This is a genomic window from Bacillus sp. FSL K6-0073 (assembly GCF_038006085.1).
GTDB lineage: Bacteria > Bacillota > Bacilli > Bacillales > Bacillaceae_G > Bacillus_A > Bacillus_A cereus.
Genome location: NZ_JBBOUN010000001.1, coordinates 3,160,585 through 3,180,326 on the forward strand (window position 1 = coordinate 3,160,585; position 19,742 = coordinate 3,180,326).

Sequence of the window (19,742 nt, forward strand, 5' to 3'; positions counted from 1 at the left end):
GTAAGATTTAATTTTCAGAAAGTATTGAAAAAAATTAAAATCCTTGATACAATTCAGTCAAATAATATTGACCGAGTAATTTAATTCAAGGAGTTGATCATGTTGAAGCCCGTATTAACACTAACTACTTATAGTCAACTAAAAGCATTAAGCGATCCACTACGTGCCGAAATGATGATGCGTCTATGCGAACGTCCTTATACAGGACAATTACTATCTGAGAAATTCGGCATTTCAAGGGCGAAAATTCATTATCATTTAAAAGAATTAGAAAAGAATAGTCTTATAGAAATTGTTTATACAGAAGAAAAGAATGGAATCATTCAAAAGTTTTATCAATCTGTCGCTAGAGGCTTTACCCCTGCCGCAGACCTATTACCTCATTTAGAAATATTAAGCAAATCAGGTCGCCAAATCTTTTTAAAAATGATAGAAAGAACAAAAAACCAAATCTTCGCTGCGCCAGAAGAAGCTTTTACATTACGAAATGCAAGTGAAGATCCAGCTGAGTGGAATTACGTTTCATCCTGCTGGGAGTTTGATGCTACGCCAGAGCAATTTCAAGTTTGGGTGAAAAAGTTTCATGAATTGATGGCTGAATTAAACGAAATTACAAAAGGTGCAGATAAAGATCCGAATAGTAAACCTTATTATATTTCTACTACTGCACTTCAAATCGCTGAGAGAACAATGCAGCAATTTGTTAAAGAAGAAGAAAAATCGTAATACGATTTTTTTTACCAAGACGGTCAATTTTATTTTACCGAATAAAATTATTATAAAGGAGTAGATAAAGTGGACATATTAAAAAACCGAAATTTCGTCTTATTATTTTTAGGGAGAATTTTTACAAACATAGGAGATAGCTTGTATTATGTAGCAGCGATGTGGCTCGTATATAAGCTAAGTGACAATCCCTTTTATTCTGGATTAGCTGGTTTCCTTACGTTATTACCTTCTGCACTTCAATTTCTTACTGGTCCATTCGTTGATAGATGGTCAATTAAAAACACCCTCGTCATCACACAAGTTTTGCAATGCATTCTTATTTTAATCATTCCTATTACACACTACTTCGACCTATTAACAGTCCAACTACTACTCATCATCATGCCAATCGTAGCCTTTATCGAACAATTCGCCTATCCCGCACAATCGAAAGCTTTACCACTTCTACTGCATAAAACACAATTATTAAAAGGAAATTCACTCTTTTCATTTGCATATCAAGGCATTGATTTAATTTGTACGACGCTTTCTGGAATATTAGTAGCACTACTTGGCGCAATCACTTTATATGTAATCGACTCTTTTACATTCGCGATTACTGCCCTTTTGTTCGTTTCATTGAAAATGCCACAGCAAACGGAATCAGACACAACACTTTCAACTAAACAATATTTCTCTGATTTAAAAGAAGGTTTTTCAATCGTATTTCGTTCATTAATGGGCGTCTTCTTAATCGGTTCCGTTGTCGCTAATTTTTCAATCGGTATGATGATGGCAATACTCCCTTCTTTCACTGATTCCTTAGGCGGGGTGAAATTATACGGTTTCTTTTTAGCCGCTATATCCGCCGGTAGTTTAATTGGAGCACTATTCAGTTCATGGGTTGGTAAACATAGTGTTGGCCGTGTCTCCATTATTAGCTTTGCGACTAGCGCTTTCTTTTGGTTTCTCTCTACGATTGTACCGTTTCAATGGTTATCTATTCTCTTATTTGGCTTAGCTTGGATACCAATTGGGGCGACCAACATATTATTTGCGACAATTGGTCAAATTGTAATTCCAAACCAGTATCTTGGGCGCATCAATTCAGTTACACGAAGTATGGGCACAATTGCTATGCCGTTCGGTTCTTTAATTGGCGGATACACTGCTAATGTATATAGTAGCCAACTTATTTTCGCGCTCGCTAGCATTGGAATTTTATTCATTTCTCTCGTATGGCTGCTTCATCCGAAATTACGGGCTTTGCCGAAAGCAGATGAAATTACGGCGGATACTTTTGAGCTTCAGTTTAAGGAAGAACGGGTAAAAGGTACTGCTTTGTAACAGGAATACAGTACGTGAAATTTATATCAGCGATTTTTCAAATATATCAGCGCAAATAGAATTATATCGGCGATTTTCAAAATATATCGGCGCAACTCAAATTATATCAGCGATTTTCCGATTATATCGACTTATCGACATAAAACGACAAAAAAAGAGGCCGTTCCGAAACAGCCTCTTTCTTTCCATCTATTTCGGAAGCTCCACCCGAACGGTCGTTCCTTCCCCCTTCGTACTATACACCGAAACGTTTCCATGATGCAGTTCAACAATCTTCTGCACAATCGACAACCCTAAACCGCTACCTTCTACGTTTCTCGTCCTTGCTGTATCTACTTTGTAAAAACGGTCAAAAATACGATCCATTTCTTCTTTTTCCATACCGATTCCGTTGTCTGATATAGAAATAATGACACTAGACTCTAACTCTTCGACGAAAAACTCAATCGTTCCACCATCGTTTGAAAACTTAATGCTATTCGTGAAAATGTTACTCCATACTTGGTGAAGTAAGTTTTCATCACCTTTTATAGTGATATCTGGCACATTAAATTCAACGGCGATATCTTTTTCCCGCCATTTCCACTCAAGCATAAAAATGACGTCTTTAATTTGCTTCTGCAGATTGAATTCTCTTATTTGTAGAACCTTTTCCTCTTTATCTAATGAAGCGAGCGTAAGTAACTGTTTACATAAACTAGACATTCGCTTACTTTCACCCTCAATAATTTGTAAGTAATGATTTCTTTCTTCCTCACTCATCTTTTCTGTTTGCAACGTCTTTGAAAAACCTTGTATGGAAGAAAGCGGCGACTGAAATTCATGTGAAACGTTCGAAACGAATTCTTGTCTCATTTCATCTAGTTCTTTTATACTTTTCGTCATCTTTTGGAAGCTTGTAGATAACGTTCCTATTTCATCTTTTCGTTTTACATCTAATTCAATTTCATATTCCCCACTCGCAATTTTTTGCGTAGCCTTCGTAAATTTACGGATTGGGCGAACGATATAACCTGCTGCAATCGCTATAAAAATAATACTTAATAGTACGATAAACCCTAGTAATACCGCTAGAAAAATTCTCATCTCGCCGAATTGTTGTTGAACGTCAGGGCGAATGAATAAAGCGTACTGTTTATCACCGTGTTGTACTGGGACACCGACGCTATTAATTAATTCATTATCGAAAAACCCTGTAATAAAGAGACGCGTTGGATATGTAGAAACACCATTAAACGTTTCTCCTTGCAATACTTTATGAACAGTAGCATCGCTAATAGACGTCTTACGAAACGCATTACCGATACGCTTTCCATTCTTTTGATCATCGACAATATAAATTTCATACCCTAACTTTGCGATAGAATGCAAATACGCCTCTTGATTTTCTTCACTTTGCTTTTCATATAACGATTTAACTTCTTCAGCATACTTTAAAATCTTTTCACTGTTATACGGTTTTAACTTCACTTGATAATATACGTTCGTTAATAAAAAGCCGATAATACTACTAAGTAGCATAATGCCGACCGTCATAAATACAAATCTAGAATATAGTGATTTCATCTTATTTCAACTCCAACTTATACCCGAGGCCGCGCACTGTCGTAATTTGAAAATCATCCGTTCGTTTTGAGAAACGATCTCGCAGCCTTTTCACATGAACATCAACTGTTCGTTCATCTCCTTCAAAATCCATTCCCCATACTAATTCAATTAGCTCTTCTCTTGAAAATGTTCTTCCAGGATAACTAGCAAGTTGTGATAATAACTCAAATTCCTTTAAAGGAAGCAAAATTGTTTGACCGTTACACTTTACTTCTACAGCTTTTCGATCAATTGTCGTTCCGTGCAACGTAATAATATCTGCACTCAGCATTTGATAACGTCGTAATAAAGCTTTCATACGGAAAATCACTTCAGCTGGTTCAAATGGTTTTACGATATAATCGTCCGTACCAGAAATGAATCCTTTTTCTTTATCAACTAACTGATCTTTCGCCGTTAATAAAATAACCGGTATATCATGATACTTCCGGATTTCTTCACATAACGTATAGCCATCAACGAACGGCATCATAATGTCTACGATCGCAAGATGAATATTTTCCTTCTCTAAAACGTCTTGCGCTACCTTTCCATCTTCTGCTTCAAAAACTTTAAACCCCTCTTTTTGTAAATGGTAATGCAACAACTCTCTAATATGCTTATCATCATCAGCTAATAAAATATGTATCATCTTCATTAAACCCTCTCTTGTTCATCCTTCTACATCCTTACCTTAAGAAACAATTGAATTTTTTGCAAGAAAAAGAATCTATTTTGAAAAAAGACTATTCAAAATAGATTCTCACGTTTTAGTATTAAAATTATTTTAATCAAAAACAATTTCTAAGCCTTCGAAATATCAACAAATCCTTCTCCGAACACATCACGAACATCGTGTATAGCGATGAACGCCGCCGGATCCGTAGTTTGAACAATCCGTTTTAGCTTCACTACTTCTTGCTTATTAATAACAACATAAAGAATATCCTTCGGCGTTTTCGTGTAATAGCCATGACCTGAATACACGGTAACCCCTCTCCCCATTAAGGTTGTCACCTTCCCGGCAATTTCATCTGGATTATCAGAAATAATCGTAATAGCCTTCTTCGGATTTAACCCTTCAATTACAAATTCCATCACTTTCGTTGCTACATATAGCATAATAATTGTTATCATCAGTTTTTCTGCACCAATGATGAAATAAGATGAAAACGCAACGATTAAATCGAAGAACAGTAGACCGTAGCTAATACTCCAGCCTAAATACTTATGCGTCATTCTTGCTAAGATCGTAGTACCTGCTGTCGTTCCACCAACGCGAATGATAAGACCAATACCACACCCGATAAATATTCCTCCGAAAATGGCATTTACAAGCATTTCATCCGAAGCAATTGTCCAGCCTTCTGTTAAATGAAGAAATAGCGAGTTAGTCACTACAGCGATAATCGTATAAATTGTTGTAATCTTATTTAAAAATTTATAACCAGCTATTAACAAAATCGCATTTAAAATTAAGTTAACTAAGCCTGGTGACCATTCAAATAAATAGTACGTAATAATCGTGATACCTGTTACCCCACCCTCACCAAACTCGTTCGGGATAACAAACAAATTGACACCTAATGCAAAAAGAAATGCACCAATAATAATAAAAATAATGTCTGTCGTTCTTTTTTTCATACAGTACCTCACTTCTTATGTAAATATTTATTCTGTCATAAACTCTCACCATTATATCGTGGAATATTCAAATCGAACAGTGGTTTGTTTTTATTTTAATATAAGATAAAAAATCAACATTATTTATTATGTACTGCAAATAAAGTTTTGATTTCAACCGTAATTTACTCTTAAAAAGAAATGCTGAACATTGACTTGCGCAAATTTCAAATAAAAAAGTACCCATCTAATTGTCATACGCAATGAGATGGGTACTGCATGATACATTTAGTTTTTACATGTATTGTTTGGAGAAAATTGCAAATAACGACCTATACTCGCCTTATTAAGACCAAATCCATACATCATCATTATTTTCAGCGTTCGTCTTTGCTTCATGAACTTTTTCAATATGATCAACTGTGTTCCAGTTAATAGAAATACCACCCCAGCCTACATACTTCATATCAATTTTCACTTTCTCACCCGCATTAAATACTTGTCCCTTTGTTAAGAAAACATCAATAATAGCTTTCTTTCCATTTAGCGATGGATACTCAACTACAACATATTTAGTAGCACCGTCTCCCTCATCTTCCATCGTTCCTACTTTTGATACTTCTCCAATTACATAATTAGGTGAGCCATCTTCTTTCATGTGCATACCTAACTTGTTTGTTGTATTTTCAACTGCAGTTGCAACCATATATTCTGTAAAATTACGCATCATAAATCCAGTAGCTTTTACTTCATCTCCTACTTTCACATTTGAAAGTGAATCAATATACACACTAACCGGTTCCTCATATTGCTTAGATTTTACAACAATTACACCGTTATCTACTTCTACTACTCGTCCTTCTAACGTCGAGAAATTCGATTCAATAGAAGCTGCACTCGCTTTTGTTACTTCTAGTCCTGGTAAATTTGTTCCTGATAATGCTGCGATTCCTAAAGCACCTGCTAAAATTAATTTTTTCATACCCATTATGAAACATCTCCATTCATGATGATTTTATTTTTTTGATTGGTATCGACCAACCTGTAATCATTATAGTTACAGGTAGTGAAAATAACAACCGTTTTCCTCATGCAATGTTGCATACTGTAATTTTCAAATATAAATCGGTTATTCCTATATTCAACACTAAGACTGAATTCTTGAATCCCAGCAGGTAAACGGATTGATGATGAAGAAACTAATGTCATACATCATGTTTTTCAATGATACAGTTTGTATAATCGTAGTCCATTACATTATGTAGGAGCGGAGTTAACATGTTAAAAAAACCAAAGAGATTACAGCCAGGAGATACCGTGGCAACAGTAAGTCCTTCGTGGGGAGGAGCAGATAACGATATGACAGGACTCAAATAAAAAACACTCCTATAAGATATGACTGTGAATTGGTACTTTTCAAATGATATGAAGATTACTTATCTAATGATAAAGGGGGATTTACGTGTATGGAAGTAACATTTACAGTAAGTAAATGGGATGAAAAACTAATTGATGATACTAGAAAAGATTTCCCTATTAATATTGCCCATGTTGAATATGATATTGATGGAGAATTAAAAGGAAAAGCTTTTGTTGAATACTTATTATATTATGTAGACTCAAATATAAATGATGGTCACTTGGCTACGGCTAAAATTTCTGGATTTTTACACTTTGAAGGAATTTATAAGGGGCAACAAGGGACATTCACAGCTATAGAGCAAGGAATATTTGATAAAGGAAATTTAGATTCCCCAGGAACAATTATTAAAGCTACCGGTAACTTAGAAAATCTGAGAGGGTCCTATAATTATCAGTTTACAGGTCAAACTAGTAAACTGATTTTAGAGTTTGAATTTTAGCAAAATACCTTACATTTTAGCAGAAAGGACATTTCTTGTAATACTCGGAATGTCCTTTTTGTTGACGAGCTTATTCAACTATTTTCTAATAGTTAAGAAAAGAACAGAATATACGTTATGGGGGAATTAAAACGCTAAGCCTGAGAGGCATGGAGAACCCACTTATTCATTACTTCTCCTATTAAAGAATAATCCCCGAAAAACTTCCCTTCATAACTTCTTTTCCAACTTGATTCACACATGTAAACATCGCAATTATCTTTGTACGTTTTTTTCATCAGGTTCTAATTGTTCAATTGTTACGTCACAACGAATCGTTACTATTAATTGGTGACTTTCGATCAAATGAAAATCGCCTCTTATAGAGAGCAGTTTTACTTATATTTATTCTTATGCAAATTCTGAAGCATATTCTTCGTATGTCTTTAATGTATTAAGCAATCGAGCTGATTCAATCATGATTTCGTTCGAAGAATCAGTTACACAAATGACAATAAATCGATTATCATCTCTATCTCCAAACAATCCTTCTGATTCAAGTTCCATTAACACATTTAACGTTTCTTTCAACAGTGTATTTACTCGTATATTAAAGTCATCTTCGACAATATTATGATATTTCTTAATAATTTTTTTCACTTCATCAAACATTCCAAAATCGTCCCATTCGCTCCACTCAACAGCTCCGTATCTATAATAATTGTATAAAGGGTCCGATTTATTAACTTTGATTAGTCTTTCTTCATTAGCCACTGGTCCAATGCTATTGACACAATCGTCTGTTAATATGGAGTACCCATATATTGTGTCAACACCGCACCTAGTTAAAAGTTCGTTATAATGACAACGAATTGCATTTTTCAATTCAACATAAAAACTTTTTTGAAGATGCATTTTCATCGTATTTCCTCCATTTTTTTGTAGCGACCTGCTGTTACATATTTCAATCTTAACATGAAAATCAACATTAAACGTTAACTGAGCCAAAATAAGAAAAACCGAAACTCAAATCATTTCGGTTTTTCAAAACTATAGAAGTCAATATTTACTTTAAAGAATGAACAAACAACCCACTACGCAGTTTCGGTTCAAACCACGTTGATTTCGGCGGCATGACTTCTCCGGCATCTGCGATTGCTAATAAATCTTCCATAGATGTCGGATATAATGCGAATGCTGCTTTGTATTCGCCGCTGTTCACAAGGCGTTCTAGTTCTTCTAGCCCCCGTATTCCGCCAACAAAATCAATGCGTGAATCAGAACGCGGATCATGTATTTCAAGTACTTGGCTTAATAAATGATCTTGCAGGATAGATACATCTAAACCTCTAACAAGATCATTCGCATCAAATGTTTCTTCTTTCACAGTAAGCTTATACCACTTCTCATTTACATACATTCCAAATGTTTTTGGTTCATTTGGTTTATACGGAGAAACAGGTGCCTCTTCTACATAGAAGTATTGCTTGATTTGTTTTAAAAACTGTTCTTCTGATAAACCGTTTAAATCTTTCACAACTCGGTTATAGTCCCAAATCGATAATTCATCATGAGGGAATAGAACGGATAAGAAGAAGTTAAATTCCTCTTCTCCTGTGTAATTTGGATATTGTTCTCTTCGCATAAGTCCTACTTTTGCAGCTGATGCAGAACGGTGATGCCCATCTGCAATATAAAGATTAGGAATATCTTCAAATGCGTTTACTAAAGTCGTAATTACATCTTCATCTGCAATCTTCCACGCAACATGCTTAACACCGTCTTCTGCTGTAAATGTATAAATTGGCGCATGCTCTTCTTTCCAGCTTCTAATTAAATGCTTTACTTCATCTTTTGTACGGTACGTTAAAAAGATCGGACCTGTATTTGCGTCACACACATCTACGTGGCGAATACGATCTAACTCTTTTTCATGACGTGTTCTTTCATGTTTTTTAATTGTATCATCTTCATACTCATCAATAGATGTACAAACGACAAGGCCTGACTGCGTTCTTCCTTGCATCGTCAGTTCATAAATATATAGCGCTGGCTCTTCATCTTGTATGAACACTTCTTCTCGTATAAATTGCTTTAAATTGTCGCCCGCTTTTTCATACACGCGATCATCATACGGTGACAGTGCAGGGTCTAAATCAATTTCTGCTTTATCAACATGCAAGAAAGAATATGGATTCCCTTTTACAACTTCCCTTGCCTCTTCACTATTTAATACGTCATACGGTAAAGCTGCAACTTGTGCTGCTTTTTCCTCTACTGGACGAATGGCCCGAAACGGTCGGATTTTTGCCACATTCCTCTCTCCTTTACACAATCATTCGAACGGCTACAACACCTGTAATTTTGCTTATATTTTCCACAATATTCTCTTTTATTATATCATCAATTCCGTTATCGATATCAATCATTGTGTATGCCCAAGAATGTTTACTACGATTAATCATATCGGCAATATTAATATGATGTTCCGCTAAGCATCCTGTAATTTGCCCTACCATATTCGGGACGTTTTGATGCATAATTGTAATTCGTTTCTTTCCGATATACGGCAATTCTACGTTTGGATAGTTTACTGAATTACGAATATTTCCTGTCTCTAAATATTCACGTAATTGACGCGCCGCCATTACTGCACAATTTTCTTCCGATTCAGACGTTGATGCGCCAAGGTGAGGCGTCGCTGTTACATTTTTCATCTTTATTACATTTTCATTCGGGAAATCCGTTACGTAATGTGTAATAATATCTTCTTCTAATGCTGTTTGAAGAACCTTTTCATCTACAAGTTCTCCTCTAGAGAAATTAAATAGACGCATCCCTCTTTTCATCTTCTCTACAGCGTGTTCCCCAATGATCCCCTTCGTTTGATTCGTAAGAGGAATATGCAGTGTAATATAATCACACGTTGCAAAAATTTCATCAAGGCTAAATGCTCTTTGCACATGTGTAGAAAGACGCCAAGCTGTTTCAACTGAAATATAAGGATCATATCCGATAACATCCATGCCTAACGCTAACGCATCGTTCGCAACTAAAGCACCGATTGCGCCAAGTCCGATAACACCTAGACGTTTCCCTGCAATTTCTGATCCAACAAATTGTTTTTTTCCTGATTCAACAAGCTGTGGTACTTCTTCACCCTCTAAGTTTTTCGTCCAACTTACACCATTAATAATGTTGCGTGAAGACATAATAAGACTGGCAATAATGAGTTCCTTTACAGCGTTTGCATTTGCCCCCGGCGTGTTAAATACTACAATTCCTTTTTCTGTACATCTCTCGACAGGAATATTATTTACACCAGCGCCAGCTCTTGCAATCGCCTTTAAGTCTTTTGAAAACTCTTCTTGATGTAAAGAATAGCTACGAAGCAAAATTCCATCTGGATGATTGATTCTATCTCCTACTTCATAACGTTCTTCAGTAAAAACTTGCAAGCCTTTTTCTGCAATTTGATTTAACGTTTGAACACGAAACATATCCCCATCTCCCTATCTATTCTCAAGCTCAAATTCCTTCATATAATCTACTAATCGTTTTACGCCGTGTGCTGGCATCGCATTGTAAATACTGGCACGCATACCGCCAACTGAGCGATGTCCTTTTAACGTAACAAGGCCGCGTTCCTTCGCTTTTTGTAAAAACTCATTGTTAAGTTCTTCTGACGGTGTTGTAAATGGAATGTTCATAAGTGATCGATACGCAGGATCAACTGGTGAAGTAAACAATTTAGATTCATCTAAAAAATGATAAATAAGTGAAGATTTCATTCTATTTTGTTCTTCAATCGCAGATACTCCGCCTTGCTCTTTCAACCACTCTAGTACAAGTTTTGTTACGTAAATACTAAAGGATGGCGGTGTATTATATAAGGAGTTATTTTTACTGTAAGTTTCATAATTTAACATTGTCGGACAAGAGCGATCTGCTCCCCCAATTAAATCTCTTTTTATAATAGCAATCGTTAAGCCCGCTGGTCCTAAATTTTTTTGTGCTCCCGCGTATATAAGACCAAACTTCGAAACATCATATTGTTCTGACAAAATATTTGAAGACATATCCGCAACGAGCGGCACTCTTTCTATATGTGGAATATCCACATATTTTGTCCCCTCAATTGTATTATTCGTTGTAATATGTACATAATCTAGTTTTTCATCGCTTAGTAAACCGTCCAGTTTAGGAATCGTAGTAAACTTCTCTTGCTCGGAAGAAGCAATCACTTGTACTTCCCCAACTTTTTCGGCTTCTTGCAGTGCCTTTTTAGACCATGAGCCAGTTAGTACGTATCCAGCTTTTTTATACGTATTCATTAAGTTCAGTGGTATCATAGAAAATTGTAATGACGCACCGCCTTGTAAAAATAAAACATCATACTCATCAGGGATGCTCATTAATTCACGAAGTAAGTTACTCGCTTCCTCTATAATACTTTGAAAATAAGAAGATCGATGACTCATTTCCATAATAGACATGCCTGTCCCGTTATAATTTACAAGCTCCTTTTGCACTTTCTCTAAAACTGGCAAAGGGAGTATTGATGGTCCTGCTGAAAAATTATAGACTCTCTCCATTACCCTCATAACCTCCCTATTTCTCATTTTTATTAATTTTTAAACTTTCTGAATTATAACCCAAAATATAATACGTGGTCAATTTGTTTTCTATTATTACGGCGCAAGACGCAATGGAATCGCTTGCATGTGCAAACTATTTTTATAAACATACAAAAAAGTGTTAAGTACATAATCGTACTTAACACTCTAGTAATAAAGTATAATTGCTAATTGTCCGTGAAGAACCGATCAAAAATTTGATAAATAGCAGAAAGACCAATGAGCCAATAAATAGTGTCCACAAGCGCCGGCATAGAACCAAACCATTTCTCAACTACATTGTAATCTAACGCTACAAACAACCAATTCAAACCGCCGAGAATCACCAAAATTACTGTAAGGTAAGACAAAAATTTCATTATGATTGCCCCCTAGGTGATAAGATGGTGAAAGGCCTTTCACTAGAAATATATGTAGTAAACTTCAAAACTTACCTATTTTATAAAATTTATTTTCGGTACCACCCGCTAATAACTGCCTCTGCTTCTTTACTATGTATTTGATACGCATGTGTACTATCATTAGAGCCAATAAACCAAATTGAAAAACCTTTAAAATATGATTTCGGTTCTAATACATCGCGGTAAGCACGCCATCCATTTAATTGTACATCTTTCGAAAACACATTTGAAACATCTGGATTCCATGGATTTTGTAATCCAAGTTCACGTGCTGGAACGTTAAATCCACCGAAATAAACTGGCTTTCCTGTTGCATTATGTAATTGTTCCAATTGCTGAACAACATTTTGCCCACGATTATATACTGTCGTCGCAAATAAACTTTGCTTCACTTCTTCATATGACGGATTTCTTTTTCCAGAAACTTCAAACCAACTGTCTATGCTAACAATATCTACCTTCTTTAAATACGGACGGTTTATTTTCTCTATAAACTTCTCTTCATAAGAAGAGTCCCAGCTTGCTGTTAACCACCAGTTCATTTGATACAAAATATTTCCTTTATACTGATTACGAACAAAATCAATTGTATCGCTCCAGTATCCTTCTGCATACTCCATATTCACGAAATTAGAAGCAATCTTTAGTCCATACACATTGTATTTACTTGTAATGGAATTAAAAATATCTTGCAGAATAACCGTCTTCCAATTCCAGAAGAAATCATTAATGTTACTTGGGTTCCATTCTGTCTCTCCAACATTCCCCTGCTGAATATATGGGAACGGTTCCACTATAACTTGAATATTACGCTTTAATAATTCTTGAATTAAAATAATAGCTTGTTGCTTTTGCGCTTGATTAATTACCATGTTAGTAGAAGTCACATTTGGGATATCTACTTGAATCGGTACATTTACTGTATTTAAATTTAAGCGCTCCACATCCGCTAATACTTTCGCTACATTTCCAACTTCCCATACTGTTACGTTTCCTGATTTGATTTTTCCAGATTGAACAGTATTTACATCTGCCTGTACATTTCCTTGAAAACAAAAAGAAAACAACATAATAAACACTCCTAAAAAACTTATTAAACTCTTATTTTTCTTCACAACTTTCCCCCTATAATTTTTGACTTTCTTGATTATTTTATACAACGTTTCACATTTATTCCAGAAAAAAATGAAGTTCCGTTCAACTATATTCATATAAATCTTCTAAAAATAGTAGGAAAAATAAAAAAGGAGCAGATTTCCGCTCCTTTTTATCCTTTTACAATTGAAATTATTGAATCCCTTCTGGTAACTTAATTGGATCAAACTTTTCATATGAATCAATCTTTATACTCACAACTGCATCCAATTTTTCCTTATCTGTACCAGCTTTTTTATCAGAGTTACTTTCACTCACTTTTATAGTTGTTCGCATCTCTTCAAATTTATAATCTTTTGTTATTATATATTCAATGTTAAACGCATCCATATTAAATCCTTCCGTTAATTTTTTCATATCTCCATTAATTTTTTGTAACGTATCTACCACTTCTTTTCCCTTTAATTCAAGTGTAAGTTTATATGTGTCTCCATCTTTCTTTGCTTTCATTTTCTTAGCCAAAGCTTCCGGTAAATCTAACTCATTAAGTAAATTTTTACTGACCATTACATCATTTACATTAAATTGATCATTAGGTATCGTAACTAACTCTCCTGTATCAGGGTTTTTCACTTGAGCAGCGACCTTTCCATCTACTTCATACGTTACAATATCTGTACCACTTATTTTCATTTCAGCTCTAGAATTCTTCAGTTTCGGCTCCATTTGTATTTTCATTTTAATTTCTTCTGATTGGCCGCTCCCCTTCATTGACATAAGAGATGTCAATGTAAGATATTCCTCTTGTTTTAATCCGTCAGCTGCTTTTTTAAAAATATCTTTCGCTACTAACTCTTTTTCTTTTTTTACAGATACTGTTTTAGGTCCACTTGTTTTTTCACTGCTACAACCAGTTGTTAAACCTACTATTAGCGCCAAACTAGATATTACAACCATTTTCTTCATACTGATTCTCCCCATTTCCCACTTAAAAATATTTTCATCCCATGTATAGTAAATCAACTGAAATAAATATATATACAATAATTATTTAACCTCTAAACGAAACCAGTTATTCAATCCGTATACTAATGTAACTAAAGCTCCTATCATACCAAAAACAACAATATTTATACCAATTGACGAACCAAATAAAACAGCCATCATTGACACCATCAGTAATAGCATAGCAATACTATTTATCTTAATTTCTACTACATCGCCATCCTTTACTTTCTTTTCTTTACTTCCAAAAAAGAATTGTTTTACTTTAATATTCGCTTCATCTAATTCAAAAGGAAGCGTATATTCTTCGTTATTCTCAAGTTTCATTACTACTTCGTTATCTACCTTTACAGCAACTCTTGCTGCTCCTCCCATTACCCCTGTTGCTCTTATTACTTTAATACTCATGCTAAATCTCCTCTCCCCCTATGACTTCTCCATGTCATTCATTTTTGTAATTCTTCTCTTATGAAATCCTTGAATGTAAAACAAAAAATGTATTTGTATGACATCGAAATCTTTTACGCTATACACCCATTTCTCGTTAAACAAAATATTCCAACAGAAATTATAACAAGTTCCTGCAAATTTTTTTGTCAAATTTTGTCGCGTTTACAAAAAAAGAGACTCTTACATATAGTAAAAGTCTTTTCTATCATTACCGTGGCTGTAACGTTAACATTTTCCCTTCTATTCCCGCTGTATTCAGTGTAGTCGTATGATACTCTCCATTTACCCAATCATCTATTTGATCATGATACCAATCCCTTCTAAAAGGATAAAAATCCTCTTCCCGCTAATTCGCTTTTATTATGAAAGAACCTTTTGAAACATTGAAAAACCCCCTTCATTTTCCTACCAATGAAGGGGGTTTTCTTATCGTTCGCTACGCCAACTTTCATTATGCCCAAGATTTGAATCTGTCGCTACTTGCACATCATATAACATTTCACTAAAGAAGCGTTTATCTACTTCTTTTGGTACAATGCGTCTTTCATCATCAATCTCATCGTATTCATATGAACCACGATTCACTGTACCTGCTTTATAAAATTGAATGTCAAATACACATACATCTTCTTCATCTTCATAACCAATCGGCGCTCCGCTAAATGACAATTGCACGCCTAATCCGGTACGAGTATCTTCTTTGTAAAATGTATAATATACACCGCCATCTTGAACAGACCCACGGATCCATCCAAGCTTCGTCATCTTACCGAATAACGAACGACCATTTAGTAAAATACCGCCAAATCTCTCAATAGCACTCCCATCATTCTCTTCTACTACAAACACTGGACGCTCAATTTGTAGGAACGGCTGAACAATTCCCGCACTTTCTAATTGCTCTTTCCATAATTCCTTCTCCGCCTCAGGCAATTCTAATGGATGAACGAAACCAATAACAGTGCCAGATGAAAGTTCATAACTCTTCCCGTCAATTGTACAGAACACGCCACCTTCTGCATAACGGAATGCCTTTAGCAACTTCCCTTTCTTATACTCACCCCAAATGAGTGAAATAGAAAATTGCTTCATAATTGGATTATCCATAAATACAGACTTCCATGCATTATGTGACCAATAACGCTTTAATGAAAGTGCCGTTTCCAATCGTTGTTTTTGCATGGAAAGAGTATTTCGGAGTTCCTTCTTTAAAGAGGCTAATTCTTTTTTAGCCTCTTCAGCCTTTTCTACATCATCTTTTGCATTCGGCTTTGGAAGTGACTTCATACGTTTTCCTTCTTCTGTCTCTAATTCAATTTTTAACTCTGTAGTTAAGATAGCAGTAAAACTTCGATTCCCGAAATCAATTATTTTTTCACCATGTATAGTAAAGCCAAGGTCCGGCACCAATTGATCTTCCAGCTCTTCCTCTGTTATACCACGTGTTTTCGCAGCAAGACTTAGCGCTTCTTTTGCTGCATTACGTACTTGCTTATGTTTATATTTAAATGCTATTGCATGAATAGACATAAGTGCAAGCTTAGATGAAGACAAACCTAAAGCACGAACGGCATCCGCTGCTATCTTTCCTCTCATTTGAAGCACCCATTCATCAATTTGCTTTATAAGTATGTCGACCATTTTGTCGTCACTATACATTCCGTATAACGAAAGAATTCCACGTTTCTTCACATCTGCGTCTTGAGAAATCCATATTTGATATATTGTTTGCACATATTCTTTTAAGTCCTCTTCATTTAAAGCTCTACCAATTACTTCTGCTGTTTCTTTCTTCTCAATAACAGCATCTGAAATATACTGTTGTAAATAGGCTAACGGAATTGCAGCATCAGCAATTTCATCAGAGTCACGTAAACGGATTTGTGGCTCATCCCCAATCAATTGCAGAAGTGAATTTCTTGTTTGTTCAGTTAAAATACGTGCACATAGTTCTTCTATCTTTTTTTCCTCCGTTTGAAATAAAAACGAGAATTTTCCTGCGAAAGATTCATTTTTACTTTCTTGCAAAGCTTCCTGTACAAGTTTCGTATATTTTTCAAGCTTATACTCTATAAGTATTTTCATCACATTTTCACGAACAATTTTCTTTTTATTATGAAGTTCAACTGCTACATCTGCTGCAGCTTCTACATCTTTTGAAAGCAGTTTAACTACAGACTCACGCATTTTTTTAGATGAATCTCCTAAGCTTTTAATTAAAATTGGACGCATTTTAATCATGTTATCCTTTGCTAACTCTTCTAAAATATATGCTTTGGCCACAGCAGAATACTCATCAAATCGTTCAATGATGTACGCTTGTTCTTTTACAATTACACAAACAAGCGCTTCCTTCGCCTTATTTCGCTCTTCACTGTAGCATGCAGCTTCTTCAACTGCATAAGCGATAAGCTTTTCCTTACTTAATCCATACGAAAGCAGATCTTCTAATACTTGTTTCGGTTCTACTCCCCTGATAGAACATTCGTAAAGAAGTTCGTATAAATTAACACTATCTTCATCTCCAAACTGTAGTGTAAGTACAGCTTCCCTCTTCGCTACATCATCTATATCCCAAAGAAGCGCAACCTCTAACACCGGCATACCCCAATACATACTTCTATATTTCGGATTTTTAAGTATTTGCTCCATATCCTCAAGTGACAATTTCCCTAGTAAATAATCACGATATGTATCCCGCACTGTAGACAATTTTATTTGCAAAGCAGCAACAAAAAATTCTTCTCGCATTTTCCCTATATTTAGCTCATATCCTTTTTCAGCTAACGTGCGTGCGATGATGAGATAATTCATTTTACTTACATATTGCAAAGTACATTGAATAAATTCAGGATCTTCCTCCAACATAAAGCATAGCAATTCATATTCATACGTCTTACAAAAATCCTCACTATTCAAATCATGTTGCCTTAGACGATGCGCAAAAAATCGTTCCTTAGAAATCCAAAACTGTGTACAAAAACTTTGAATTTCTTCATATGTTTCTCTATTTACACTACCAGTTTTTTTGTAGTTTTGAGACTGACCGAGAGTGTGACACATATAACGTGTTGCATAGTTTATAAAACCCCAAACATTTTTCTTCGCCAATATTTCAATATATCGCCTCGCAACATTCGAATATTTATGAACACAAAATAATAGCCGCCAAATATGTTCCGGTAAATTCCCACCTATAAATACTTCACTATCATCTTTACCTTTTAAATACCGTTTAACTGCTTCAACCTTTTCCTCTTCCCCTAGCAGTTTCAATATAAATTCTGTATGTTCTTCTAACCTCTCATTCAATAAAGAACTATATGTACGAAACTTTTCATAATCTACATCAAACATTACAAGAAGTAATGTTACTTGCTGATTAGTTGGTAAAGTATGTAATTGTCCCTCTATATAGTTCGGATTCTCTCTTGTTAACTCTCTAAGAAAAACATCTGCTTCATTCACATAACTTGAAATACTGGATAAATATTTGCATGCGATTGCTACAAGTTTGTCCAAAGGAAGTGCACTTTTTTCTAAATAAATCTTCATTTTAGAAAAACTGACATGCGCAAAACGGACTACAAGAACATTTAATAATTGCTCCTCGAGTATATGGTAAAATAATCGAAAAAAATCCGGATCTTGTTTATGCACTTTCCTAAAATCGTTTATAAATCGCTCCGCAAAATCGCTTCTTTTTTGATCACGAATTGTCGTTAGTTGAATATCTTTTAAAATCTCTTCTTCTTTTGTCTGTAAATATCGTTGTGATAATTGTTTCTGTTCTTCTGTCATATTAATATATTGAAACAACTCAGATGTACTAGTAGTCAAACTTTGTACCCCCCGCATCTTTTTATCTATTATAAAAATACCCTTATTTAATGGTAGTATAGCATAAATCTCACAAAAAACGAACATACATTCTATGTTAAGTTAATGTAAATTAAAATACACTACTCAAAATACATTTCCTTCTCTCTAAACTTCCCATTACGCACTTCTCCCCACTAAAATCCTTTAATTTTTCACTACACCAATTCCTCAAAATCCCCCTCACATAAGCTAACGTTTTCTTATTATTTTCAAACGCAATTTTAAGTACCTCTAACACTTTCTCTCCAGAAAGTCTTTGTATCCAATTCTTCAATTCCTTCACAATATATGGGGATAAACTACTAATATTTTGTTCATAAAACTTATAAACTTCACTATTTGGAACGTCCTTTTCTATAGTTTCCACCTCTATCTCTTCCGCTTCTTCTTTCTCTTCAATAACTACTTGTGAACTACTATTATCCTCTTCTTTTGGCATACCAAAATGCTGCAATAATAATGGAATCTTGTATTCTTCTTCAAGGCATTTACGTAAAAATATATGTATGAACTCATTACTTTTTATAGTCTTTAACTCACGTAATACGCACTTCTCCACATTCGTATTTGAAATAGGGTTATAGTGTAACCAATTTATTATGAATACCTCTTTCGTTTCCGTATCATATAAAATCTTTCCATACTCAACAAACCTGTTTAGCAACTTCTCAACAGTCTCCATACTATAACCTGTTTCAAGCTCTGCCACACGCTTCGGTAATATGTAAATACCACATTGCTTTGTTTTCGTACCAGTTAACAAATATATGTAAAAATAACGTTCCTCTGGCGTTAAATCTAATATGAATTCATCTTGCCAAAAGTTCACCTGCACATTACGGTATACCGCCATATGTTTCCCTCCACTCTTTGCTAGTAAATAGGAAAATTTTAATCCTTCATTATAAAGATAGGCATACGGGAATGGTTTTGGCATTCGAATTACAATTTTTTTACTACTACAACGCCGGTTTCATTTTTTCGCGCTTGTTTTGTTCTTGTTTTTGTTTTTGTTTTTTCTTAGTGATTTATTACTTGGTAGGGGCTTGGAAGGGCATTCTACATTACAATCTATGAAATACAATTTGTTCTTCCTACTAAATAGGAGCTATTCCAAATTATTATTTTGGATAGCTCCTTTCAAATTCTTCTTATTTTTTACTTCT

Annotated in this window: 17 protein-coding genes; 3 read left to right on the forward strand and 14 right to left on the reverse strand. The window is 34.8% G+C overall.

Annotation, left to right across the window (positions count from 1 at the left end):
- Nucleotides 1-102: 102 nt before the first annotated feature.
- Nucleotides 103-726 (forward strand): ArsR/SmtB family transcription factor, encoded by a 624-nt coding sequence (locus tag MHB52_RS16370; RefSeq protein ID WP_033683910.1) that lies wholly within the window; start codon nucleotides 103-105, stop codon nucleotides 724-726.
- 69 nt (nucleotides 727-795) lie between these two features.
- Nucleotides 796-2,055 (forward strand): MFS transporter, encoded by a 1,260-nt coding sequence (locus tag MHB52_RS16375; RefSeq protein WP_000353379.1) that lies wholly within the window; start codon nucleotides 796-798, stop codon nucleotides 2,053-2,055.
- Between the two features lie 189 nt (nucleotides 2,056-2,244).
- Here MHB52_RS16375 and MHB52_RS16380 read toward each other — a convergent pair whose 3' ends face one another.
- From MHB52_RS16380 to MHB52_RS16395, 4 genes are all read right to left on the reverse strand, one after another.
- Nucleotides 2,245-3,621, reverse strand: a complete 1,377-nt coding sequence (locus MHB52_RS16380) for a sensor histidine kinase (RefSeq protein ID WP_016118249.1) — start codon at nucleotides 3,619-3,621, stop codon at nucleotides 2,245-2,247.
- Between the two features lies 1 nt (nucleotide 3,622).
- Nucleotides 3,623-4,300: a response regulator transcription factor gene (locus tag MHB52_RS16385; protein WP_080451687.1), complete on the reverse strand. Its 678-nt coding sequence runs from the start codon at nucleotides 4,298-4,300 to the stop codon at nucleotides 3,623-3,625.
- A gap of 146 nt (nucleotides 4,301-4,446) precedes the next feature.
- Nucleotides 4,447-5,286, reverse strand: coding sequence for a YitT family protein (locus tag MHB52_RS16390; protein ID WP_000747484.1), 840 nt, complete (start codon nucleotides 5,284-5,286; stop codon nucleotides 4,447-4,449).
- A gap of 325 nt (nucleotides 5,287-5,611) precedes the next feature.
- Nucleotides 5,612-6,253, reverse strand: coding sequence for an ATP F0F1 synthase subunit alpha (locus MHB52_RS16395; protein ID WP_061664366.1), 642 nt, complete (start codon nucleotides 6,251-6,253; stop codon nucleotides 5,612-5,614).
- Between the two features lie 478 nt (nucleotides 6,254-6,731).
- Here MHB52_RS16395 and MHB52_RS16400 point away from each other — a divergent pair, with 478 nt between their 5' ends.
- Nucleotides 6,732-7,127: a DUF3224 domain-containing protein gene (locus MHB52_RS16400; protein ID WP_000454083.1), complete on the forward strand. Its 396-nt coding sequence runs from the start codon at nucleotides 6,732-6,734 to the stop codon at nucleotides 7,125-7,127.
- A 390-nt stretch (nucleotides 7,128-7,517) separates the two neighbouring features.
- Here MHB52_RS16400 and MHB52_RS16405 read toward each other — a convergent pair whose 3' ends face one another.
- The 10 genes from MHB52_RS16405 to MHB52_RS16450 all read right to left on the reverse strand — a co-directional run bounded on the left by MHB52_RS16405 (nucleotide 7,518) and on the right by MHB52_RS16450 (nucleotide 19,429).
- Nucleotides 7,518-8,027: a DUF4303 domain-containing protein gene (locus MHB52_RS16405; RefSeq protein ID WP_000781769.1), complete on the reverse strand. Its 510-nt coding sequence runs from the start codon at nucleotides 8,025-8,027 to the stop codon at nucleotides 7,518-7,520.
- A gap of 145 nt (nucleotides 8,028-8,172) precedes the next feature.
- Nucleotides 8,173-9,420 (reverse strand): DUF1015 domain-containing protein, encoded by a 1,248-nt coding sequence (locus MHB52_RS16410; protein ID WP_001063054.1) that lies wholly within the window; start codon nucleotides 9,418-9,420, stop codon nucleotides 8,173-8,175.
- Between the two features lie 13 nt (nucleotides 9,421-9,433).
- On the reverse strand, nucleotides 9,434-10,606 hold the full coding sequence (locus tag MHB52_RS16415) for a 3-phosphoglycerate dehydrogenase family protein (RefSeq protein ID WP_000490230.1): 1,173 nt from the start codon (nucleotides 10,604-10,606) through the stop codon (nucleotides 9,434-9,436).
- Nucleotides 10,607-10,618: 12 nt separating this feature from the next.
- Nucleotides 10,619-11,701 carry a 3-phosphoserine/phosphohydroxythreonine transaminase gene (gene serC / locus MHB52_RS16420; RefSeq protein ID WP_000442937.1) on the reverse strand — a complete coding sequence of 361 codons (1,083 nt, stop codon included), beginning with the start codon at nucleotides 11,699-11,701 and terminating at the stop codon, nucleotides 10,619-10,621.
- Nucleotides 11,702-11,910: 209 nt separating this feature from the next.
- A complete protein-coding gene (locus tag MHB52_RS16425) occupies nucleotides 11,911-12,102 on the reverse strand; it encodes a DUF378 domain-containing protein (protein ID WP_000670803.1) in 192 nt (63 codons plus the stop codon).
- Between the two features lie 89 nt (nucleotides 12,103-12,191).
- Nucleotides 12,192-13,259 (reverse strand): glycoside hydrolase family 113, encoded by a 1,068-nt coding sequence (locus MHB52_RS16430; protein ID WP_025966673.1) that lies wholly within the window; start codon nucleotides 13,257-13,259, stop codon nucleotides 12,192-12,194.
- A 172-nt stretch (nucleotides 13,260-13,431) separates the two neighbouring features.
- Nucleotides 13,432-14,205 (reverse strand): DUF6612 family protein, encoded by a 774-nt coding sequence (locus tag MHB52_RS16435; RefSeq protein ID WP_061664365.1) that lies wholly within the window; start codon nucleotides 14,203-14,205, stop codon nucleotides 13,432-13,434.
- Between the two features lie 81 nt (nucleotides 14,206-14,286).
- Nucleotides 14,287-14,652: a hypothetical protein gene (locus tag MHB52_RS16440; RefSeq protein WP_000025025.1), complete on the reverse strand. Its 366-nt coding sequence runs from the start codon at nucleotides 14,650-14,652 to the stop codon at nucleotides 14,287-14,289.
- A 468-nt stretch (nucleotides 14,653-15,120) separates the two neighbouring features.
- The gene (locus tag MHB52_RS16445; protein ID WP_000213792.1) at nucleotides 15,121-18,534 is read right to left on the reverse strand and encodes a DUF4132 domain-containing protein; all 3,414 of its coding nucleotides are present in this window, start codon (nucleotides 18,532-18,534) and stop codon (nucleotides 15,121-15,123) included.
- 112 nt (nucleotides 18,535-18,646) lie between these two features.
- Entirely contained in the window at nucleotides 18,647-19,429 is a 783-nt protein-coding gene (locus MHB52_RS16450; RefSeq protein ID WP_000312090.1) for a DnaD domain-containing protein, read from the reverse strand.
- Nucleotides 19,430-19,742: the final 313 nt, after the last annotated feature.